The following is a 21492-nucleotide window of genomic DNA, read 5'->3' as shown; positions in this document are numbered from 1 at the left end:
CTGGAACCGCTGGCGACGCCGCCACCAGACACAAGCCCGCATCAGCCACTACCGCCAACGAGAACACTCACCGTGACAACACCGGCTGTAGTACCGGGAGAGACGTTGACTGTCACTGTGCCCTCATATCCTGCGACGGCCGCGACGGGCATCGCCCCGGACCGGTTCAAGCAGGCCTTCCGCCGCTATCCGGCCGGTGTGGTCGTCGTCACCGCCGACGCCGGCCACGGACCCATCGGCTTCACCGCCACGTCACTCGCATCGCTGTCGCTCGACCCGCCACTGGTCTCCTTCGGGATCGGGGCCACCACCTCGTCCTGGCCCCACATCGAGCGGGCCGACACGGCCGTCGTCAACTTCCTCGGAGCCGAACAACGGGCGCTGGCAACGACATTCGCCACCAGCGGCATCGACCGGTTCGCCGCACCGACCGGCTGGCGGCGGCTGCCGGAGGGCGAACCGGTGCTCGACGGGGTGGCCGGCTGGCTGCGGCTGGAGATCGAGCAGACCGTCCCGGCGGGCGACCACTGCATCGTCATCGCACGGGTCGGGGACTCCTGGCTCGACGAGGGGCGCAGCCCGCTCCTCTTCCACAACGGCACGTACCACACCCTCTGACCGCCGACGACGACTCGCGACCTCTCGCGACTTCTCGGCACCTCCAGCGACTTCTCATGACCACTGATCGGGAATTCACCATGACACGCCACGATGTACGCCATGCAGTCGGCCGCCGGTCGTTCCTCGCCCTGACGGGCGGGGCGATTCTGGGCCTCGCCGCCTGCTCTCCGCAGGCAAAAACAGTCGCCAGTGCGGAGCCTGCAGGAAAGCTGCCCTCCGGTGCTCCGCCGCCCGGCACCAGGCTGTCGATAGCGGTACGCACCACACACCTTCAGCTGGGCCCCGCCGGTCTGCAGAAGGATCTCGCGTTCACTGTGTCGCAGTGGCCGAATCTGAGTGCCGGTCCCGACATCATTCAGGGATTCCGGGCACATTCCATCGACTTGGCGGCCAACGCCGGAATACCGCCGATCCAGGCCGAGGCCATCGGCGTCGGAGCGAAGATCGTCGCGGTACAGGTGCGCAACCACCCGTCCTACGTCTTCGCGACCGCCCCCGGCTCCGGCATCAGAACGGTGGAGGACTTCCGCGGCAAGAAGATCGGCTTCTCCCAGGGGCAGGCGCAGGGCGTCGTCGTGCTGCGGGCCCTGAAGAAGGCCGGCCTGAAGAACAGCGATGTCGAGCTGGTCGCGCTGCCCAGCACCCAGTTCCTGACCGCGCTGCAGTCCAAGCAGGTCGATGTGGCCCCGCTGGGCGAGCCGACGCTGACCAAGTACCTCAGCCAGTACGCCAAGGACGGCGCCCGCGGAGTGACCACCGATGTGGTGGACCTGCTCACCGTCCTGTGGGCACCCGACGAGGTGCTGAACGACAAGGCGAAGGCCGCGGCCATCCGCAACTTCGTCCCGCTGTGGTCCCGCGGCCTGGTCTGGGCGTGGGAGAACGGCGACGAGTGGATCGACACGTATTACGTCAAGGACCAGGGCGTGACGAAGGAGGACGGCAAGCGCATCGTCGCCTCCCTGCACGAGCCGCAGTTCCCGGTGAGCTGGGACAAGGCGATCGCATGGGAGCAGGAGACCGCCGACCTGATGGCCGAGGGCGGCTTCGTGCCGAAGCAGGACGTCTCCGGGCTGTTCGACCGGCGCTTCGAGGGGCTGGCGGCGAAGGCCGTACCGGCCAGGTACCGGGAGACGTCATGACCGAGCTGCTCTCGAAGACGCACCTGGCACAGCCGGCGGCAGCGACCGCCGCGCCGGACGTGCACCAGTCGCTGGGGACCCAGGGGGACCAGGGGCCTGCTGCCACCTCCCTCACCGTCCCCGCGACCCCTGCCGTCCTCGTCGCCCGCTCCACCCGAAGGCGGCTCGGGCCCGGCCGCTCCCTCCCCTTCGGCCGGCTGATCGGCCCGGTGCTCGTGGTCGCCGTGTGGTGGGGAGCCTCCGCCGTCGGCTATCTCGATCCCCGGATCCTGTCCGGACCCGGCGCCGTGGTGTCCACCGCGACGGACCTGATCCAGAGCGGCCGTCTCCAGGACAATGTGCTGATCTCGCTCCAACGCGCAGGCCTCGGCCTCTTCTTCGGGGTGGCCGCCGGGGTGATCCTGGCCGTGGCCGCCGGACTGAGCCGCACCGGCGAGTACCTCCTCGACGGGCCGCTCCAGATCAAGCGCGCGATTCCGTCCCTGGCGATGCTTCCGCTGCTCATCCTCTGGCTCGGCATCGGCGAGCAGATGAAGGTCACCGTGATCGCGCTCGGCGTCGCGGTGAACATGTACATCAATACGTACTCCTCGCTGACCGGCATCGACAGCCGGTACGTCGAACTCGCCGAGGGGCTCGACCTGAGCCGAGGGCAGTTCATCCGCAAGGTCGTCGTCCCCGGCTCGCTGCCCGGTTTCTTCGTCGGTCTGCGGCTCGGCGTCACCGCGTCCTGGCTCGGCCTGATCGTGGTCGAGCAGATCAATGCCACGAGCGGCATCGGCTACATGATGTTCCAGGCCCAGCAGTACGCCCAGTCCGACGTGATCATCGTGGGGCTGGTGGCCTACGGGATCTTCGGCTTCGCCTCGGACGCGGCGGTACGCGCCATCGAGAGGAGGGCCCTGTCATGGCGACGCACTCTGGCGGGCTGACCGGCACCCATGAAGAGACCGGGACCGGAACTGCGACCGCGATACGGCCGGTGTCGGTACGGGCCAGGAAGCTGGTCCGTCGATTCGGCGACCGGAAGGTACTCAAGGAACTCGATCTGACCGTGGCGCCGGGGGAGTTCACCGCCCTCCTCGGCCGCAGCGGCTCCGGCAAGTCCACCCTCCTGCGGGCGGTCGCCCGGCTCGACCACACCGTCGAGGGATCCGGCGAACTCATTGTCCCGGACCGGGTCTCGCTCTCCTTCCAGGACTCCCGGCTGCTGCCCTGGCTCCGGGTGCTCGACAACGTCGTACTCGGTCTGCGCGGCCCCAAGGTGCGTGAACGCGGACAGACCGCGCTCGCCGAGGTCGGCCTGGAGGGCCGTGACCGGTCCTGGCCCCATGAACTGTCCGGCGGCGAACAGCAACGGGCCGCCCTGGCCCGGGCGCTCGTCCGCGAGCCCGAACTCCTCCTCGCCGACGAGCCGTTCGGTGCCCTTGATGCCCTCACCCGGATCAAGATGCACGGTCTGCTGCGCGAACTGTACGAGCGCCACCGCCCCGCGGTGCTGCTGGTCACCCATGACGTCGACGAGGCCGTCGAACTCGCCGAGCGGGTGCTGGTCCTGGACGACGGCCGGATCTCGCTCGACCTCACCGTCGACCTGCCGACCCCACGCTCCCCGCGCGACCCCCGGTTCCAGGAGTACCGCGACACCCTGCTCGCCGCGCTCGGCGTGACGCAGCCCCAGACCCGTTCCGAAGCGAAGGAAGCCCATGTCCCGCAAGCCTGACCGCAAGCCGCTCCACCTGAACGCCTTCCTGATGTCGACCGGCCACCACGAGGCGTCCTGGCGCCTGCCCGAGAGCCCGGCGGAGGCGAACTCGGACATCGAGCACTACAAGAACCTGGCCCGGATCGCCGAACGCGGCAGGCTCGACTCGCTGTTCCTCGCCGACAGTCCTGTCCTGATGGGGGACCCGGGACGACGGCCCGCCGCCAAGCTGGAGCCCACCGTCCTGCTGACCGCGCTGGCCGGCGCCACCGAGCACATCGGCCTCATCGCCACTGCGTCGACCAGCTACAACGAGCCGTACAACCTGGCGCGCAGGTTCGCCTCGCTGGACCATGTCTCGGGCGGCCGGGCCGGCTGGAACATCGTCACCACGGCCGGCGCCGACGCGGCCCGCAACTTCGGCCTCGACGACACCCCGCTGCACCGCGACCGCTACCGCCGGGCCGCCGAGTTCGTCGAGGTGTCCACCAAACTCTGGGACAGCTGGGCGGACGACGCCGTGATCGCCGACAAGGAACGCGGCGTCCACGCCCTGGCCGAGCGGGTGCGGCGGATCGAGCACACCGGTGAGTACTTCCGGGTCGACGGCCCGCTCAATGTGCAACGCCCTCCGCAGGGCTACCCGTTGCTCGTGCAGGCCGGCTCCAGCGAGGACGGCAAGGACTTCGCGGCGCGGTACGCGGAGGCCGTCTTCACCGCCCAGCAGACCCTGGAGGAGGGCATCGCCTTCTACAAGGACGTCAAGCAGCGGGCGGAGGCCATCGGCCGCAACCCCGACGGCGTCAAGATCCTGCCCGGGATCGTGCCCGTCATCGGTGACACGGAGGCCGAAGCCCAGGCCCTGGACGCCGAGCTGGAGGAGCTGATCGTCCCCGAGTACGCCAAGCGGCAGCTCGCCCAGCGGCTGAAGATCGCCCCCGACGACCTCGACCTCGACGCGGAACTGCCCGAGGACATCCCCACCGAGGACGAGATCGAGGGCGCCAAGAGCCGCTACACGCTCATCGTGGAGCTCGCCAGGCGAGAGAAACTGACGGTACGCCAGTTGATCGGGCGGCTCGGTGGCGGGCGCGGTCACCGCACCTTCGCCGGAACGGCCGAGCAGGTCGCCGACACCATTGAGCACTGGTACGACAGCGGGGCCGCCGACAGCTTCAACATCATGCCGGCCGTGCTCCCGTCCGGCCTGGAGGTCTTCGTGGACCGGGTGGTGCCGATCCTCCAGGAGCGCGGCCTGTTCCGCACCGAGTACACGGCCCGCACGCTGCGCGGTCACTATGGGCTGCCGCGCCCCGCCAACCGGCTGTTCGAGACCGTCGACCGCAGCGAGGGCCACTTCGGCCTCGGGCTGGCGGAGGTCCGGTGACGGACTGTACGAACCCGGAAACCGGTACGCACCGGCAGCCGCCGCCCGGCTGGGCGCTGCGGCTGCTGGGCTACTGCCTGCGCCACCGCACCGACCTGCTCCTCGCCTTCGGTGCCGCCGTGGTCGCGGCCGTCGCCACCGCCACCCTGCCGCTCGTCCTGCGGCACGTAGTGGACGGGGTGGCGGCCGGCACCACCGCCTCGCTCGTCCCGTGGACAGTTCTCCTCGCCCTCATCGGCGCGGTCCGCTTCGGGCCGAGCTTCACCCGCCGCTTCCGCTCCGGCCGGCTCTCCCTCGGTGTGCAGTACGACCTCCGTAACGACGCGTTCGCCGCGCTGCTGCGGCTCGGCGGCGCCCAGCAGGACGAGCTGCGGACGGGGCAGGTGGTGAGCCGGTCCATCTCGGACATCACGCTCATCCAGACGCTGCTGCAGTTCCTGCCCAACCTCACGGGCAACGCCCTGATGTTCCTCTTCTCGCTGGTCTGCCGCTGCTGCTCGGCCTGGTCCTGGTCGCCATGGATGCCCTCGCCCAGATCACCGTGCCCGTCCTGGTGAGACAAGGCGTCGACCACGGCGTCGCCCACCGCGCGGGGGGCGTCCTGCTGGCCGCCGCCGCTGCCGCGGCCCTCGTGGTCGCCGCGAACTGGCTGATCGGCGTGGCTCAGGTCCGTACCACCGGACGCACCGGCGAACGCCTCCTCTACACCCTGCGTGTGAAAACCTTCGCGCAGCTGCAGCGGCTCGGTCTCGACTACTACGAGCGCGAGCTCGGCGGCCGGATCATGACCCGGATGACCACCGACGTGGACGCCCTGTCGAACTTCCTGCAGACCGGTCTGATCACCGCGGTGGTGAGTCTGCTGACCGTCCTCGGCGTCCTGGTCACGCTGCTGGTGATCGACGCGGAGCTCGCCCTGGTGCTGCTGGCCGCACTGCCGCTGCTGATCGCCGCGACCGCCCTCTTCCGCCACTGCTCGGTGCCCGCCTACCGGGAGGCCAGGGAACGCATCAGCGCCGTCAACGCCTGTCTCCAGGAGAACGTCACCGCCATCCGCGTCACCCAGGCGTTCCGCCGCGAGCGCCGCAATGCCCGCGACTTCGCCGAACTGGCCTGGTCCTTCCGGGACTCCAGGCTGCGCGCCCAGCGCTACATGGGCACGTTCTTCCCGTTCGTCGAGTTCCTCGGCACCCTGTCCACGGCAGCCGTACTGGCCGTCGGCGCGGGACAGGTCCGCTCGGGCGCACTGAGCGCGGGCACCCTCATCGCCTTCCTCCTCTACGTCGAGCTGTTCTTCTCACCGATCCAGCAACTCTCCCAGGTGTTCGACGGCTACCAGCAGGCCGTCGTCGGCCTGGGCCGGCTCCGGACGCTGATGCAGACACCCACCGGCACCCCGCCCGCCGACGACGCACGGCCGGTCGGGAAACTGCGTGGGGAGATCGAACTCGACTCGGTCTCCTTCGGATACGCGGGCGGCGGCGGCCGGCAGGTCCTGCACGGCGTCTGTCTGCGTATCGCACCGGGCGAGACCGTCGCCCTGGTCGGGGCGACGGTCTCGGGCAAGTCGACCGTCGTCAAACTCCTCGCCCGCTTCTACGACCCGTCGGCGGGCACGGTCCGGGTCGACGGGCACGATCTGCGCGAGCTCGACCTGCCCGGCTTCCGCCGCAGACTGGGTGTGGTGCCGCAGGAGGCGCATCTGTTCAGCGGTACGGTCCGGGACGCGATCGCGTACGGGCGCCCGGACGCCACCGACACCGAGGTGGAGACGGCGGCCCGCGCGGTCGGCGCCCACGAGATGGTCGCCGGGCTGCGGCTGGGCTACCTCCAGCCGGTGGGGGAGCGCGGCCGCAACCTCTCCGCCGGACAACGCCAGCTGCTGGCCCTGGCCAGGGCCGAACTCGTCGACCCGGCCGTCCTGCTGCTCGACGGGGCGACCGCCTCGCTGGACCTGGCCACCGAACGCCGGGTCGCCGCCGCGACGGAAGTACTGGCCCGCCGGCGTACCACCGTCGTCGTCGCCCACCGGCTGACGACGGCGGCCCGCGCGGACCGGGTGGTGGTCCTCGACGCGGGAACCGTCGTAGAGACCGGCACCCACACCGAACTGCTCGCCGCCGACGGTCCGTACCGCCGCCTCTGGGATGCCTTCCGCCGGAGCGGCGACGCGGCCCCGGCCGACGGCCGTCCACAGACCGATGAACTCGTCAAGGAGAGTGCACGATGACCGAGTACCGCAACTTCGGACGCACGAACAGCCTGCGCCGGCTGGGCACCGACTGGATCGATCTCTACCAGGTTCACCGCCCCGAACCGGACACCGACTTCGACGAGACGCTCGGCGCCCTCTCCGACCTGGTGCACCAGGGCAAGATCCGCTACATCGGCACGTCCACCTTCGAACCGTCCGCGATCGTCGAGGGCCAGTGGATCGCGGAGCGCCGCGGCCGCGAATGCGTCGTGGCCGAGCAGCCCCCGTACTCCCTGCTCGCCCGCGGCATCGAACGCGAGGTGCTGCCCGTCGCGCAGCGGTACGGACTCGCCGTGCTCTCCTGGAGCCCACTCGCGGGCGGCTGGCTGACCGGTCGCTACCGCAAGGGGGCCGGCCAGCCCGTCTCCAGCCGCGCCGAACGTCAGGCGGAGCGCTTCGACATCGTGTCCCCGGAGAACAGCGCCAAGCTCGACGCCGCCGAAGCCCTCGCCCGGCTGGCCGAGGACGCCGGGCTGACCCTTGTACAGCTGGCCCTGGCATTCGTCCTGGAGCACCCGGTGGTCACCTCCGCCATCATCGGCCCGCGGACCTTCGAACAGCTGGCGGGCCAGCTCGGCGCGGACCGGGTGCGGCTGAGCCGGGACGTCCTCGACCAGATCGACAAGATCGTGCCGCCCGGCACCAACCTGTCGGCTCGCGACGCCGGTTACCAGCCGGTCGCGCTGACCGACCCCGCGCTGCGCCGCCGAACGGCCCGGTCCGCGTAGCGTCCGCTCAGGCGCCGGGGACCCGGTCCAGGAAGCCGCTGACCGAGCTGATGCGCCCGTCGTCGTCGAGGGTGATGACGTCGGACCCGGCGGCGGGCGCCGAACCGTCGGCGGTGGAGACCAGGTCCCAGCTGAAACGGACGAGGTCGTGATGCCCGTCGGGGGTGCCGGTCAGCTGGAACTCGAAGCCGGGGAACTGCTGACGGGCACCACTGATCGCGGCGAGGAGCCCGTCGTGGCCGCGCACGTCGGCCAGCGGGTCGGTGTAGGTGGCGTCCTCGGTGAATGCGGCGGCGACAGCCTTGGCGAGGTCCTCGGGGGTCGCCGCGTTCCAGGCGATGAAGTAGCGCTGGACGGCGTCCTCGTATGCGGTCATCGTGCTGTCCTCTCGTCATGTCCCGGCTGTGGGGCCGAGCTCCTGTGCTGCTGGTGAGGAACACGATGTCCGACGGGGAAAGAAGCGTCGATTACCTCCCGGGTCATGGCCGGACAGCTCCCGGGTCATGGTCGGACGTCCTCGGGAGGGAGGGGTGCGGCCGGAGTTCGGCGAACCGGTTTCATCTGATTTTCACGGAGCACCTCTACGGTGGACGTCGTGACCGAGATGAGCCCTCCCGGCTGGCATACGGACCCCGGGTATACAGGAACAGGCCCCGTCCAGGAACGCTGGTGGGACGGGAGCCGGTGGACCGATCAGCTCCGCATGCCGCCCGCGACCGTCCGGCGCCGCCGGATCCGGATCGGGGTCGGCGTCACCGCCGGCGTAGTGGTGCTCGCCGCGATCGCGGGTGGCGTCCTGATGCTGACCGACGACTCCGGCCGTACGAAGAACACCTCCTCCGACGCCGCGTCGCCCGCGCCCAGTCTCCCCGGGGGAGAGAACGGCCAGGGCGGCTCCGGCGCTCCCGGGGACCAGAGCCCCGCGCCGGACCAGCAACAGCCACTGCAGCCGCCGTCCGAGGACGGCTATGTCACGGACATGATCAGCGGCCTCAGCCTGCCGGTGCCGGACGGCTGGAAGGGGCAGTCGGCCACGATCGGTGCGTCGGTGAGCACCGGCACGTACACCTGCCCGGCCGACACCTCGCAGAAGTGCGAGCGCGGCGGAGTGTTCGCCGCCCCGGCCCAGGCGCTGAAGATCACGGCGAGGACGGCGGAGGCGGCAGCCAAGGCGGACATCGCCGTCAACGCCAAGGAGTCGTACGGCGGCAAGGCCTACGGCGCCATCAGCTCGCACCAGCAGCTCAAGTCCGAGCCGGTCACCGTCGCGGGCCAGAAGGGCTATCTGGTGCGCTGGAAGGTGGTCACGAAGAAGGGCGACGACGGGTACGTGCAGTCGCTGGTCCTCCCGTCCCCGCACTCCGCGGACATGCTGGTCGTCGTGCGCTCCGGCTTCGACATCAGCTCCAAGGCGCCCGCGCTCTCGGTGATGGACGAGATCACGAAGGGCATCAAGGCCGCTTCCGGTACAGGGTCGGGATCCGGGCAGACCGCCTGAGGAGCCTCGCCTCCCGGCAGGCGGGCCGTCACTTCACGCGGGTGGCGCGCGACGCCGGTACGGCGTTGCCGGATGCCAGCGGCGAGCGGGCCAGTTCGACGCAGCCCAGGGCGATCATGGTGAGCGCGACCAGTTCGGGCAGCAGCCACCAGCCGGTTCGCAGATGCTCGCCGAACAGGGTCACGCCGTACAGGATGCTGATCACCGCGTCGCCCAGCGTCAGCATCGGCTGTACGGCGACCAGGGTGCCCGCCTGCAGGGCGTTCTGAAGGAGGAACAGCGAACCCACCCCGGCGGCGGCGGTGGCGTACAGCTGCCAGGACGTCATGAGCGCGGCTGCCCCGCCGCCGTCGCCGAGCTGCGCCATGGCGTCCTTCATCAGGGCGGCGGTGAGCGCGTACCCGCACGCGGCGGCCAGACCGAGCAGCGCCCCACGGGGGTTGCCGCGGGTGGACAGCGCTCCGCCGATCAGCGCCGCCTCGAAGATCGCGGTCATGACCAGCGCCGGGATCCACGCCGCGCCCTGTACCGAGGAACTGCCGCCGCCCGGCGCGGCGGAGACCATGCCGAGGGCCAGTCCGAATGTCACGGCAGCCACCCCGTACCAGACCCCACGGGGCACCCGGACCCGCATCACGAACCCGGCCAGCAGCAGCGTCGCCGGCAGCTCGATGACGAAGATCGGCTGGACCACCGAGATCGGCCCGGTGGCCAGCGCAGTGGCCTGGCAGACGGCGGCGACGATCACCAGGCCGATCCCGGCCAGCCACACCTTCTGGCGCACCAGATGGCCGATCAGCGACAGATGCATCGCCTCGGTGTCGGGTACCGAGCGGGCGGCGCGGCGTTGCAGCACAGAGGCGGCGCCGTTGCTGAGTGCGGTCAGGATGGCGAACAGGACACTGATCACCGGACCATGATGCGGGCGGCCGACGCGCATTCCCGGGAAGTCCCGCCGTCCTGCGTTGCGGCGGCCCGGACAGGAGGGACGGAGCGCACTTGCGGACCGAAGATGTCCGCAAGCCCGCGTAGCGTGCGGTGCATGGCCGCGAAGACGAACCCCGCCGCACCCGCCGTGCTCCCGCCCCGCGCACTGGGCCGTGCCACCCTGGCGCGCCAACTGCTCCTGCGCCGGAGCCCGATGTCCGCGAAGGACGCCGTCGGGCATCTCGTCGGGCTCCAGGCACAGAACACCAAGCCGCCCTACTACCAGCTCTTCGCCCGGCTCGAAGGCGTCGACCCCGCCGAACTCTCCGGGCTGATGGAGTCCCGCGAGGTGGTCCGTATCGTCACCCTGCGGTCCACCATCCACACCCACACCGCCGACGACGCGCTCACCCTGCGCCCGCTGGTCCAGCCGGCGCGTGGCCGGGAGCTGCACATGTTCCGCAAGGGGCTGGCCGGAGTCGACCTGAACCGGCTCGCGGTGATCAGCAGAGGACTGGTCGAAGAGCGGCCGCGCACCCCGAAGGAGCTGCGCGGAGCGCTCCTCGCCGAGTGGCCGGACGCCGACCCGCAAGCCCTGACCGTGGCCGCGCGCTGCACCCTGCCCCTGGTCCAGGTCACCCCGCGCGGGCTGTGGGGACGCAGCGGACAGGTCGCGCTGACCACCGTCGAGCACTGGCTCGGCCGGCCGGCGGAGCCGGCGCCCGCACCCGACGCGACGGTGCTGCGCTACCTCGGCGCGTTCGGTCCCGCCTCCGTGAAGGACATGCAGAGGTGGGCGGGGCTGACCCGGCTGCGGGAAGCCTTCGAACGGCTGAGGCCGCAGCTGGTCACCTTCCGCGACGAGAACGGCGTCGAGCTCTTCGACCTGCCGGACGCCCCGCGTCCGCACCCGGACACTCCGGCCCCGCCGCGCTTCCTGCCCGAGTTCGACAACGTGCTGCTCGGCCACGCCGACCGTACGCGCGTCATCCCGCCGCAGTACAAGGGGCGCAACGGGAACGGCAACCAGGCGTACGGGACGGTGCTGGTCGACGGGTTCGTCGCCGCGATCTGGCGCCATGGTGTGCCCGGCGGCAGGGACGGCGGTGAGGGGACCGTCACCGTGCAGGAGCTGGGGCGGCTGAGCAGGGCCGAGCGCGACGCCGTCACGGAGGAAGGGCTGCGGATGCTTGCCGCGTCGGTGCCGACGGACCCGTCCGCGCACGACATCCGGTTCGCCCCCTTCGTCGACTTCGCGGACTGAACCACAGCAGGGCCCGGCCGGCGGGGCTCTGCTGCTGACGGTACGGCAGGAGCCGCGGTGTCGGCCGGGCGCGCGGCTACGGCAGCAGCCCCGCCCGGCGCGCGGCGACCACCGCTTCCAGCCGGGTGTGCGCCCCGAGCTTCCGCATCGCCGAGCGCAGATACCCCTTCACCGTCTCCGGTCGAAGCCCCAGCCGGCCGGCCGCCACCGCATTCGTCGCACCCGTCGCCACACAGGCGAGGACATCGACCTCGCGCGGCGCCAGCAGCACCCCATGGGCGCGTGGCTCCTGCGCCCCGGATGCCGAGGCCAGCCGCGCGCACACCGAGAGCAGCTCGTCGCGCAGCGCCGGGTCGGTCACCTTGGGTGCGAGCGCGCGCAGTTCGCGGTGCGCCTCGCGGACCTGCTCCCAAGCCCCCGGGCCGGCCCGGGGGTCCGTCACCTGGTCCCGGGTGACGGACAGGAGCTGCTGCACCTCGTCCCTTACGACGAGGGCCTGTTCCACATCACGGGCCGCCGACACCGCCGCGTCGAACGTACGGTCCCCGAGGGCGAGCGGCTCACGCAGCGCCCCGTACAGCACGCCCCGTACCTTCCGGCGCACGACGACGGGCACCGCGACCACCGAGCGCAGGCCCTCCGCGGCGACCGCCGTGTCGTACTCGTGGCTGATATGCCGTGACGACGGGTAGTCGGTCACCGCGCACGGCCGCGACAGGGCGATCGACTTGCCGCCGAGGCCGCTGCCGGCCGATATGACGAGCCCGCGCAGCGCGGTGGTCTGCGCACCGTTGAGCTCCACGATCCTGGCGTGGCGCGGGTCCGAGAGCAGTCCGCCGAATGCGACGGGCAGTCCGCTCGTCCGGCGCAGCCGCAGCAGCGCCGCTTGCATCTCGACCGTATCGACCGGTTCCGGCACGCTGTTGCCTCTCTGCCCGCCCGCTGCACCCCCGTTCGGGGGTGGTGAGACCTGGGTCACTGTTTACATGATGTTAAGTGACCGGTCCGGTCCGCAATGAGGAGGGCACATGTCGGCAACGAACGCGACGGAAACGTTCCGGGCTGCCCGGGACTTTCTGTTGCAGCACCGCGAGGACTACGCGACGGCCTACGAAGGCTTCCGCTGGCCTCTGGCCGACCATTTCAACTGGGCGCTGGACTGGTTCGACGTCATCGCCGAGAACAACGACCGCACCGCCCTGCACATCGTGGAGGAGGACGGCCGGCGCACCGAGACGTCCTTCGCCCGGATGTCCGCCCGCTCCAACCAGGCCGCGAACTGGCTGCGTGCCCAGGGGGTACGCGCCGGGGACCGGATCCTCGTCATGCTCGGCAACCAGGTCGAACTGTGGGAGACGGCCCTCGCCGCGATGAAGCTGCGCGCCGTCGTCATCCCCGCCACTCCGCTCCTCGGCCCCGTCGATCTGCGCGACCGGGTGGACCGCGGCCGGGTCCGGCATGTGATCGTGCGGGACGCGGACGCCGCCAAGTTCGACGAGGTACCGGGTGACTACACCCGGATCGTCGTCGGCGGCGAGGTCGAGGGCTGGCGTTCCTACACCGGCGCCGACGAACAGCCGGAGAGCTTCGAAGCGGACCGGGAGACCGACGCCGACGAACCACTGATGCTGTACTTCACGTCCGGCACGACCGCCAGCCCCAAGCTGGTCGAGCACACCCATGTCTCGTATCCGGTGGGCCACCTGTCGACGATGTACTGGATCGGCCTCAAGCCCGGAGACGTCCACCTCAACATCTCCTCGCCCGGCTGGGCCAAGCACGCCTGGTCGAACCTCTTCGCGCCGTGGAGCGCCGAGGCGACCGTCTTCATCTTCAACTACACCCGGTTCGACGCGGGCCGGCTGATGGCCGAGATGGACCGCTCGGGCGTCACCAGCTTCTGCGCCCCGCCCACCGTCTGGCGGATGCTGATCCAGGCCGACCTCTCCCAGCTGAAGACCCCGCCGCGCGAGGTCGTCGCGGCGGGCGAGCCACTGAACCCGGAGGTCATCGAGACGGTCCGGCGCGCGTGGGACGTCACCATCCGGGACGGCTTCGGCCAGACCGAGACGGCCGTCCAGGTCGCCAACACTCCCGGTCAGCTACTGAAGGCCGGTTCGATGGGGCGGCCGAGCCCCGGCTTCAAGGTCGAGCTCCTCGACCCGGTCACCGGCGAGCCGGGCGCGACGGAGGGCGAGATCTCGCTCGACCTGTCGGACCGTCCGGTCGGCCTGATGACCGGATACCACGGAGACCCGGACCGTACCGCCGAGGCGATGGCGGGCGGCTACTACCGCACCGGCGACATCGGCTCCCGCGACGAGGACGGCTACATCACCTATGTCGGCCGCGCCGACGACGTCTTCAAGGCATCCGACTACAAGATCTCGCCGTTCGAGCTGGAGAGCGCCCTGCTGGAGCACGAGGCGGTCGCCGAGGCCGCGGTCGTGCCCGCGCCCGACCCGGTCCGGCTCGCGGTCCCGAAGGCGTACGTCGTGCTCGCGGATGGCTGGGAGCCCGGCCCGGACACCGCGAAGGTGCTGTTCGCGCACTCGCGGGCGGTGCTCGCCCCGTACAAGCGGATCCGCCGGCTGGAATTCGCCGAACTGCCGAAGACCGTGTCCGGCAAGATCCGCCGGATCGAGCTGCGCGAGCGCACGGCCGAAGGCGTCGGCACCGAATACGACGAGGGGGACCTGCGATGAGCGGACGGCCCGGCCTTTCCTACGCGCACGGCACCGGTACCACCGCCCTGCTCGGCGACACCATCGGACGCAACCTCGACCGGGCGATCGAGGCGTACCCGGAGCGTGAGGCGCTCGTCGACGTCGCTTCGGGGCGCCGCTGGACGTACGCCGAATTCGGCGCTGCCGTGGACGAGTTGGCGCGCGCTCTGATGGGTTCCGGAGTGGCCAAGGGCGACCGTGTCGGCATCTGGGCGATCAACTGCCCCGAGTGGGTGCTCGTCCAGTACGCCACCGCCCGCATCGGCGCCGTCATGGTCAACATCAACCCGGCCTACCGGGCACACGAGCTGGAGTATGTGCTCGGCCAGGCCGGGATCTCCCTCCTGATCTCCTCGCTCGCCCACCGCAGCAGCGACTACCGCGCCCTCGTCGCCCAGGTCCGGGCCGACTGCCCCGCCCTTCGCGCCGTGCATTACATCGGCGATCCGTCCTGGGACGAGCTGACGGCAGCGGGCGCAGACGTCACCGCTGAACAACTGGCGGCCAGAGAAGCCGAGCTGTCCTGCGACGACCCGATCAACATCCAGTACACCTCGGGTACGACGGGCTTCCCCAAGGGTGCCACCCTCTCGCACCACAACATCCTCAACAACGGCTATTTCGTCGGGGAGATGATCGCCTACACGGAACAGGACCGGGTCTGTCTGCCCGTTCCCTTCTACCACTGCTTCGGCATGGTGATGGGCAACCTCGGCATCACCTCGCACGGCGCCTGCATCGTGATCCCGGCTCCTGCCTTCGAGCCCGCCGCCGTCCTCGCGGCGGTCCAGCAGGAGCGCTGCACCTCGCTCTACGGCGTCCCCACCATGTTCATCGCCGAGCTGAACCTTCCGGACTTCGCCTCGTACGACCTCTCCTCGCTGCGCACCGGGATCATGGCCGGATCACCCTGCCCGGTCGAGGTGATGAAGCGGGTCGTCGCCGAGATGCACATGGACGAGGTGTCCATCTGCTATGGCATGACGGAGACCTCCCCGGTCTCCACCCAGACCCGCCGCGACGACGACCTGGAGCGCCGCACCGGCACGGTCGGCCGGGTGATGCCGCACATCGAGGTGAAGGTCGTCGACCCGGCGACGGGCGTGACCCTGGAGCGCGGCGCGGCGGGCGAGCTCTGCACCCGTGGCTACAGCGTGATGCTCGGCTACTGGGAGCAGCCCGAGCGGACCGCGGAAGTGATCGACGCGGGGCGCTGGATGCACACCGGTGACCTCGCGGTGATGCGTGACGACGGTTACGTACAGATCGTCGGCCGCATCAAGGACATGATCATCCGCGGTGGCGAGAACGTGTACCCGCGGGAGATCGAGGAGTTCCTCTACGGCCATCCGAAGATCGCCGACGTGCAGGTGGTGGGCGTACCGGACGAGACGTACGGCGAGGAGATCCTGGCCTGCGTCATCCCCCGGGACCCGGCGCAGCCGCCGACCCTGGACGAGGTGACGGAGTACTGCCGGGAGCAGCTGGCGCACTACAAGATCCCGCGGCGGCTGCAGATCCTGGAGACCTTCCCGATGACGGTGAGCGGGAAGGTCCGGAAGATCGAACTGCGGGAGAACTACGGGTAGGAGGCCCGGCGGGAATGGCGTCCGTCGGGCGCTGTCAGGCGGCTTCGATGATGTCGCCGGCAGCGCCCCGGGTGGCCGCCGCCCACTCGATGAGCAGCACCTCGTAGGCCGCGGACTCCACGGAGGACCAGTCCTGGCCGGCTCGTGCGTCCACGAGCGCACGGATTGCCTCGTTCGCCTCGACGGCGGACGGGTGGGTCGGCTGTGCGTTCTGTGCGGTGATCTGCGAGGTGGAAGGTGGTGAAAGCCGTGGAGTTAAGACCATGCGCACCACTCTAAGGCCGCCCACTGACAGCGGCCGAACAATTGTGGCCTCAGGACCGAACGTGACGGATTGCACTCGCTGTTGCCGACCGGTTCCGCTGCGGCGTCGGGGCGCGTGTCCGGGCTTGCCCCGGTGCCCGCGTGGAAGTGGACGAATGGTGTCGCCGCGTCAGAGGTCGCGCCGCATGCAGACCCTCGGCCAGCGGTCCAGGCCGTGTTCGGCCTCCTCCGCCCTGATCTTCCGCAGCCCGTCGGTGAGTTCGGCCTCCGTGAGCGTGCGGAAGCCGAGGCGCGTGTAGTACGGCGCGTTCCACGGGACGTGCGAGAAGGTGGTGAGGGTGAGGGCTTCGAGCCGCTGTTCGCCCGCCCAGAGGGCGAGGTGGTCGATGAGCGCGCTGCCGAGGCCGCGCCGGGCGGCGGACGGATGGACCGAGACCTGCTCGACATGGGCCGCGCCGTCGACCGGATCGGCGATCAGGTAGCCGACCGGGCGGTCGTCGGCGTCCGCGGCCACCCAGGCGCGGCCGGCCCTGCGGTATTCGTCCAGCAGGTCGAGAGGCGGCGGGTCGTCGTCCGCGACGGCGGACATGGCGAGGGTGCGGAAGGGTTCGCCGGCGGCGCGCTCGATCTCCTGGAGCAGCGGAAGGTCGGAGCGGCGGGCGGGACGGATGCGCATGCCGCCAGTATGGCGGTCGGTACGGGGGGTGTGAGCTGCTGTGGGTTTGCTGAGCTGGAGTGTGGTGAGTGGGAGTGAGTTCTGTCGGTGGGTTGGTGGGGGTGGGAACGGGGGTTCTGGGGTCGAATGGGTGACCTTGGTGGTTGTTGCTCGTTGGGCTGGGTGGCAGGTGTCCGGCCTTGAGGGCGGGGGTGGTGTGGTGGGTGGTTTGCGGAAGCTGGCGGTGTCCTTTGTGGTGCCTGGGCCGTGCGGGGTGGCGGTCCGGGACCGCCTCAAACACCTCACCCCCGAGGACGAGTTGGTGCTGCGTGCGGTCGGTGCGCATCAGGGTGCGCTGGCTTCCGGTGATCTCAAGGCTCGCTGTGCGGAGGGTCTGGAGCACGGTGCGGACACGTGGGCGGCGCGTAAGCGGGACCTGACCGGGGTGTCGTCGTCGCGGATCGCGGGTGCGATCACCAAGGCCACGCACGATCAGTGGGCGCTGGCGCGCCGTTGCCAGGCCGCACATATCCGGAAGCTGGCTGCCGGGATCAAGACGTTGCGGCACCGCCTGTCCCTCCCGGTCGGGGCGCCCGGAACGAGGCGGGCTGCGGGCGGCTACCGGTCGAAGAACGAGTGGTTCCGCAAATCCCGCCGGCTCGCGATGCTAGAAGCACGGCTCGCTGCTGCTGTTGCTGACTGGCAGGCCGGACGGGTGCGGGTGGTGAGGGGCGGTAAACGTCTCCTCAACACCCGCCACAACCTCGCCCAGGCCCGGCTCACCGAGGAGCAGTGGCGGGAGCGGTGGGAGGCGGGACGCTGGTTTCTTGCTGCTGATGGTGAGTCGGGGAAGCGGTTCGGGAACGAGACGATCCGCGTCACCCCGGACGGCGAGGTCAGCATCAGACTGCCTGCCCCGCTCGCGCACCTGGCCAATGCCCGGTACGGCCGGTACGTCCTCGCCTCCACCGTGGCGTTTGTGCACCGGGGTGCGGAGTGGGCCGACCGCATCGCAGCGAACCGGGCCGTGGCCTACCGCATCCACCTCGATACGCAGCGAGGCCGCTGGTACCTCATGGCATCCTGGCAGCGCCCCGTCGTCCGGACCATCCCGTTGGAGACCGCCCGCGCCCGGGGCATGGTCGGCGTCGACACCAACGCCGATCACTTCGCCGCCTACCACCTCGACCAACATGGCAACCCGGTCGGTGACCCGCACCGCTTCCCCTACGACCTGTCCGGTTCGGCCGGTCACCGAGATGCACAGATCCGCCATGCCCTGACTCGGTTGATCAACTGGGCCAGGCGTGTCGGTGTCGCCGCGATCGGCATCGAAGACCTCGACTTCACCGCCGCGAAGACCCGTGAGAAGCACGGCCGCCACAAGCGGTTCCGGCAGCTCATCTCCGGTATCCCGACCGGGAAGCTGAAGGCCCGGTTGGTGTCCATGGCCGCCGAACAGGGCCTGGCTATTGTCGCGGTCGACCCGGCCTACACCAGCATGTGGGGTGCCCGGCACTGGCAGAAACCGCTGGCCACCCCACGCCGAGAGATGTCCCGTAATGATGCCGATGGTATCGCGATCGGGAGACGCGCCCTCGGGCACCCGATCCGGGATGGGGTATCCCCTGCTCGAACGGAGTTGAGAGCTTGGGGGAGGACGGCACCGCCCCCCCATACGACCGGAGTGATCGTGTGCGGCATCGGACCGTCCCGGCCGAACCGGGCACCTGGGGGCGTGAGGGAACCCGCCCGCCCACCACGGACCGGCCCCCTGGAGGGCCGTCGCCGAGCGGGAAGCGAAAGCGGGAACCCAGTGCATCCAAAACCGTTCGGGATGCGCCCAGTACGCAGCAGTGGGTCCAAGACTCACTTACGCACACCGGTTAGGAACGGTCAGGCGCCGGTGGAGAGCAGTTCGTCCGCCGGGCTGTTGACCGGCTGCGGGGTCCCGGTGAGGTCCATCACGAAGAGCGGGATGCAGAGACCGTCCGCCCGCGCCCTGGCGTCCCGCGCATAGCCCGCCAGTGAGAAGAAGACGCTGGTCACCGAGGCGTTCAAGCCGTTCAGCCAGAGGCATTCGACATCGCGCAGGGTGGTCGGCCGGGTGGTCGAGTCGACCTGGGCGATCAGCCCGGCGGCGCGTACATCGATCCGGGAGGCCGGGCGTTCCGCGGGCTGCACGACGTCGCGGTAGCCCAGCCACCTCAGATACATCGCGGCGGCGGTGACCGCATCGCGGCCGGTACGGATCGTCATCGGCCGGAACGACGGGCGGGGCGCCGCCGCCGTCCGCGGCAGCGGGATGTGGGTGGACAGGGTCCCGGCGGCCGGGCCGGGCGCGGATTCCGTGGCCGGGCGGACCGGGATCCGCAGCACCGACCCGCACGGGCAGCACAGCTCCGGCTGCGGCCACTGGTCGTGGCGTCCGCAGGTGCGGCAGCGCACGGTCACCCAGTCCTCGTTCCAGGTGCGGCGGGTGATCGGCTCGACCACCCCGCCGCGCAGCACCGGCGGGGCGATGGGGGTCCCGCACGGGCACGGATAGACCGGTGTGAGGTAGGCGTGATCGCGGCCGCAGGCCGGGCAGCGTACCGGCACGGACTCCACTGTGGTCTCCCTCCGGCGCCCCCCGGCGCCGCCCCCGGGGTCTCTGCGCCCCGTGTCCCCTGTGCTCCGTCCCATGGTCCACCAAGAGCGAGGCGCGGGGGAGCGACTTGGTGGATTCGGTGGCCTTGACGGCCATCCGGCCGCAGCTTAGATTGCTTCCGTATAGCAGAAATGAATTTCCGTAATGCGGAATAGGTGCTCTCAGGTGGCGCGACAGAGCCCGACTCCACCCGTCCGAGCAGGAGTACTCCATGCCTCGAATGACCGCTGCCCGAGCGGCAGTTGAGATCCTCAAGCTGGAAGGCGTCACCAATGCGTTCGGCGTGCCGGGCGCAGCGATCAACCCGTTCTACGCGGCGCTCAAGGCCGGCGGTGGCATCGACCACACGCTCGCCCGCCATGTCGAGGGTGCGTCCCACATGGCCGAGGGCTACACCCGGAGCAGGGCAGGGAACATCGGCGTCTGCATCGGTACGTCGGGGCCCGCCGGGACCGACATGATCACCGGGCTCTACTCGGCGATCGCCGACTCCATTCCGATCCTCTGCATCACCGGCCAGGCGCCGGTGGCCAAGCTCCACAAGGAGGACTTCCAGGCCGTCGACATCGCCTCGATCGCCAAGCCGGTGACCAAGGCCGCGACGACCGTCCTGGAGGCCGCGCAGGTGCCCGGCGTCTTCCAGCAGGCCTTCCACCTGATGCGGTCGGGTCGCCCCGGCCCGGTCCTCATCGACCTCCCGATCGACGTGCAGCTGACGGAGATCGAGTTCGACCCGGAAACGTACCAGCCGCTGCCCGTCTACAAGCCGGCCGCGTCCCGCGCCCAGATCGAGAAGGCGATCGGGTTCCTGCTCGCATCCGAGCGCCCGGTGATCGTCGCCGGTGGCGGCATCATCAACGCCGACGCCTGCGAACTCCTCGTCGAGTTCGCCGAGCTGACCGGCACCCCGGTCATCCCGACCCTGATGGGCTGGGGCATCCTCGCCGACGACCACGAGCTGAACGCCGGCATGGTCGGCCTGCAGACCTCGCACCGCTACGGCAACGCGAACTTCCTGGAGTCGGACTTCGTCCTGGGCATCGGCAACCGCTGGGCCAACCGGCACACCGGCGACCTGGCCGTGTACACCAAGGGCCGCACATTCGTCCACGTCGACATCGAGCCCACCCAGCTCGGCAAGATCTTCGCGCCGGACCTCGGTATCGCCTCCGACGCCAAGGCAGCGCTGGAGCTCTTCGTCGAAGTGGCGAAGGAGCTCAAGGCCGCGGACAGGCTGGCGGACCGCAGCGCCTGGGCCGCCTCCACCCAGGAGCGCAGGGCCCGGCTGCAGCGCCGCACCCACTTCGACAACGTGCCGCTGAAGCCGCAGCGCGTGTACGAGGAGATGAACCGCGCCTTCGGACCGGAGACGCGCTACGTCACCACGATCGGCCTCTCCCAGATCGCCGGCGCGCAGATGCTGCACGTCTACCGGCCGCGCCACTGGATCAACTGCGGTCAGGCCGGTCCGCTCGGCTGGACCATTCCGGCCGCGCTGGGCGTCGCCACCGCCGACCCCGAGGGCCAGGTCGTCGCGCTCTCCGGCGACTACGACTTCCAGTTCATGCTGGAGGAGCTGGCGGTCGGCGCACAGCACCACATCCCGTACGTCCATGTCCTGGTGAACAACTCCTACCTGGGGCTGATCCGCCAGGCACAGCGCAACCTGGACATCGACTTTCAGGTCAACCTGGAGTTCGAGAACATCAACTCCCCGGAGCTGGGCGTCTACGGCGTCGACCACGTCAAGGTCGTCGAGGGCCTGGGCTGCAAGGCGATCCGGGTCACCGAGCCGGACCAGCTGCTGCCCGCGTTCGAGGAGGCCAAGAAGCTGGCCGCCGAGTTCCGTGTCCCGGTGGTCGTCGAGGCGATCCTGGAGCGCGTCACCAACATCTCGATGGGCGCCGCGGGTATCGACGCCATCAACGAGTGGGAGGACATCGCCACCGAGCCGGGCCACGCCCCGACCTCGATCCGCCCGTTCGTCGCGAGCTGACGGACCGTCCCTTCCGGCGCCTGTGTGGGGGCGGACCACCAGAACCCGGTGGTCCGCCCCCGCACGTGTGTCAGGGCCCGGCCGAA

16 protein-coding genes and 3 pseudogenes are annotated in these 21492 nt (G+C 70.3%); 13 read left to right on the top strand and 6 right to left on the bottom strand.

The window, feature by feature from the left end; genetic code table 11:
- Window positions 1-105: 105 nt before the first annotated feature.
- The 7 genes and pseudogenes from ABZV38_RS23615 to ABZV38_RS23585 all read left to right on the top strand — a co-directional run.
- Window positions 106-618: a flavin reductase family protein gene (locus ABZV38_RS23615; RefSeq protein WP_356329926.1), complete on the top strand. Its 513-nt coding sequence runs from the start codon at window positions 106-108 to the stop codon at window positions 616-618.
- 80 nt (window positions 619-698) lie between these two features.
- Window positions 699-1763: an ABC transporter substrate-binding protein gene (locus ABZV38_RS23610; RefSeq protein ID WP_356329925.1), complete on the top strand. Its 1065-nt coding sequence runs from the start codon at window positions 699-701 to the stop codon at window positions 1761-1763.
- Window positions 1760-2695, top strand: a complete 936-nt coding sequence (locus tag ABZV38_RS23605; protein WP_356329923.1) for an ABC transporter permease — start codon at window positions 1760-1762, stop codon at window positions 2693-2695. Before ABZV38_RS23610 ends, ABZV38_RS23605 begins: the two co-directional genes overlap by 4 nt.
- Complete coding sequence (locus ABZV38_RS23600) at window positions 2671-3486, top strand: ABC transporter ATP-binding protein (RefSeq protein WP_356329921.1); 816 nt, start codon at window positions 2671-2673, stop codon at window positions 3484-3486. The genes ABZV38_RS23605 and ABZV38_RS23600 overlap by 25 nt, the downstream gene beginning before the upstream one ends.
- A complete protein-coding gene (locus tag ABZV38_RS23595; protein ID WP_356329919.1) occupies window positions 3470-4855 on the top strand; it encodes an LLM class flavin-dependent oxidoreductase in 1386 nt (461 codons plus the stop codon). The genes ABZV38_RS23600 and ABZV38_RS23595 overlap by 17 nt, the downstream gene beginning before the upstream one ends.
- Window positions 4852-7085, top strand: a pseudogene (locus ABZV38_RS23590) (ABC transporter ATP-binding protein). Before ABZV38_RS23595 ends, ABZV38_RS23590 begins: the two are co-directional and overlap by 4 nt.
- A 26-nt stretch (window positions 7086-7111) precedes the next feature.
- Window positions 7112-7837 (top strand): annotated as a pseudogene (locus ABZV38_RS23585) (aldo/keto reductase); the annotation flags it as partial.
- 7 nt (window positions 7838-7844) lie between these two features.
- Here the strand turns inward: ABZV38_RS23585 and ABZV38_RS23580 are convergent.
- Entirely contained in the window at window positions 7845-8213 is a 369-nt protein-coding gene (locus ABZV38_RS23580) for a nuclear transport factor 2 family protein (RefSeq protein WP_356329917.1), read from the bottom strand.
- Window positions 8214-8432: 219 nt separating this feature from the next.
- On the opposite strand from ABZV38_RS23580, the gene ABZV38_RS23575 reads away from it, so the two are divergent.
- A complete protein-coding gene (locus tag ABZV38_RS23575; protein ID WP_356329915.1) occupies window positions 8433-9335 on the top strand; it encodes a DUF2510 domain-containing protein in 903 nt (300 codons plus the stop codon).
- A 28-nt stretch (window positions 9336-9363) separates the two neighbouring features.
- On the opposite strand, the gene ABZV38_RS23570 is transcribed toward ABZV38_RS23575, so the two are convergent.
- A complete protein-coding gene (locus tag ABZV38_RS23570; RefSeq protein ID WP_356329913.1) occupies window positions 9364-10245 on the bottom strand; it encodes a DMT family transporter in 882 nt (293 codons plus the stop codon).
- Between the two features lie 132 nt (window positions 10246-10377).
- Here ABZV38_RS23570 and ABZV38_RS23565 point away from each other — a divergent pair, with 132 nt between their 5' ends.
- Window positions 10378-11526: a winged helix DNA-binding domain-containing protein gene (locus ABZV38_RS23565; RefSeq protein WP_356329911.1), complete on the top strand. Its 1149-nt coding sequence runs from the start codon at window positions 10378-10380 to the stop codon at window positions 11524-11526.
- Between the two features lie 76 nt (window positions 11527-11602).
- On the opposite strand, the gene ABZV38_RS23560 is transcribed toward ABZV38_RS23565, so the two are convergent.
- Window positions 11603-12445 (bottom strand): LuxR C-terminal-related transcriptional regulator, encoded by an 843-nt coding sequence (locus ABZV38_RS23560; protein ID WP_356329909.1) that lies wholly within the window; start codon window positions 12443-12445, stop codon window positions 11603-11605.
- Window positions 12446-12554: 109 nt separating this feature from the next.
- Between ABZV38_RS23560 and ABZV38_RS23555 the strand changes: the two genes are divergently transcribed.
- Window positions 12555-14231, top strand: a complete 1677-nt coding sequence (locus ABZV38_RS23555) for an AMP-binding protein (RefSeq protein WP_356329907.1) — start codon at window positions 12555-12557, stop codon at window positions 14229-14231.
- Window positions 14228-15841 carry an AMP-binding protein gene (locus ABZV38_RS23550; RefSeq protein WP_356329906.1) on the top strand — a complete coding sequence of 538 codons (1614 nt, stop codon included), beginning with the start codon at window positions 14228-14230 and terminating at the stop codon, window positions 15839-15841. Before ABZV38_RS23555 ends, ABZV38_RS23550 begins: the two co-directional genes overlap by 4 nt.
- Before the next feature lie 34 nt (window positions 15842-15875).
- Here the strand turns inward: ABZV38_RS23550 and ABZV38_RS23545 are convergent, their stop codons facing one another.
- On the bottom strand, window positions 15876-16106 hold the full coding sequence (locus ABZV38_RS23545; RefSeq protein ID WP_356329904.1) for a hypothetical protein: 231 nt from the start codon (window positions 16104-16106) through the stop codon (window positions 15876-15878).
- 168 nt (window positions 16107-16274) lie between these two features.
- The gene (locus ABZV38_RS23540) at window positions 16275-16781 is read right to left on the bottom strand and encodes a GNAT family N-acetyltransferase (RefSeq protein ID WP_356329902.1); all 507 of its coding nucleotides are present in this window, start codon (window positions 16779-16781) and stop codon (window positions 16275-16277) included.
- 199 nt (window positions 16782-16980) lie between these two features.
- Here ABZV38_RS23540 and ABZV38_RS23535 point away from each other — a divergent pair.
- Window positions 16981-18650, top strand: a pseudogene (locus ABZV38_RS23535) (IS200/IS605 family accessory protein TnpB-related protein).
- 6 nt (window positions 18651-18656) lie between these two features.
- Here the strand turns inward: ABZV38_RS23535 and ABZV38_RS23530 are convergent.
- Window positions 18657-19370 carry a hypothetical protein gene (locus tag ABZV38_RS23530; RefSeq protein ID WP_356329900.1) on the bottom strand — a complete coding sequence of 238 codons (714 nt, stop codon included), beginning with the start codon at window positions 19368-19370 and terminating at the stop codon, window positions 18657-18659.
- A gap of 251 nt (window positions 19371-19621) precedes the next feature.
- On the opposite strand from ABZV38_RS23530, the gene gcl reads away from it, so the two are divergent.
- Window positions 19622-21406, top strand: a complete 1785-nt coding sequence (gene gcl, locus ABZV38_RS23525; protein ID WP_356329899.1) for a glyoxylate carboligase — start codon at window positions 19622-19624, stop codon at window positions 21404-21406.
- The last annotated feature ends 86 nt before the right edge of the window (window positions 21407-21492 follow it).

Source organism: Streptomyces sp. NPDC005181 (assembly GCF_040608395.1).
Lineage (GTDB): Bacteria > Actinomycetota > Actinomycetes > Streptomycetales > Streptomycetaceae > Streptomyces.
The sequence above is the reverse complement of the archived record's forward strand: the minus strand, read 5'-3'. Positions and strand labels throughout refer to the sequence as shown.

Bases quoted from the DNA above. Each gene is read 5' to 3' on its own strand.
- ABZV38_RS23610 (WP_356329925.1), top strand. From the start codon at position 699: ATGACACGCCACGATGTACGCCATGCAGTCGGCCGCCGGTCGTTCCTC.
- ABZV38_RS23605 (WP_356329923.1), top strand. From the start codon at position 1,760: ATGACCGAGCTGCTCTCGAAGACGCACCTGGCACAGCCGGCGGCAGCG.
- ABZV38_RS23600 (WP_356329921.1), top strand. From the start codon at position 2,671: ATGGCGACGCACTCTGGCGGGCTGACCGGCACCCATGAAGAGACCGGG.
- ABZV38_RS23595 (WP_356329919.1), top strand. From the start codon at position 3,470: ATGTCCCGCAAGCCTGACCGCAAGCCGCTCCACCTGAACGCCTTCCTG.
- ABZV38_RS23580 (WP_356329917.1), bottom strand. From the start codon at position 8,213: ATGACCGCATACGAGGACGCCGTCCAGCGCTACTTCATCGCCTGGAAC.
- ABZV38_RS23565 (WP_356329911.1), top strand. From the start codon at position 10,378: ATGGCCGCGAAGACGAACCCCGCCGCACCCGCCGTGCTCCCGCCCCGC.
- ABZV38_RS23555 (WP_356329907.1), top strand. From the start codon at position 12,555: ATGTCGGCAACGAACGCGACGGAAACGTTCCGGGCTGCCCGGGACTTT.
- ABZV38_RS23550 (WP_356329906.1), top strand. From the start codon at position 14,228: ATGAGCGGACGGCCCGGCCTTTCCTACGCGCACGGCACCGGTACCACC.
- ABZV38_RS23545 (WP_356329904.1), bottom strand. From the start codon at position 16,106: ATGGTCTTAACTCCACGGCTTTCACCACCTTCCACCTCGCAGATCACC.
- ABZV38_RS23540 (WP_356329902.1), bottom strand. From the start codon at position 16,781: ATGCGCATCCGTCCCGCCCGCCGCTCCGACCTTCCGCTGCTCCAGGAG.
- gcl (WP_356329899.1), top strand. From the start codon at position 19,622: ATGCCTCGAATGACCGCTGCCCGAGCGGCAGTTGAGATCCTCAAGCTG.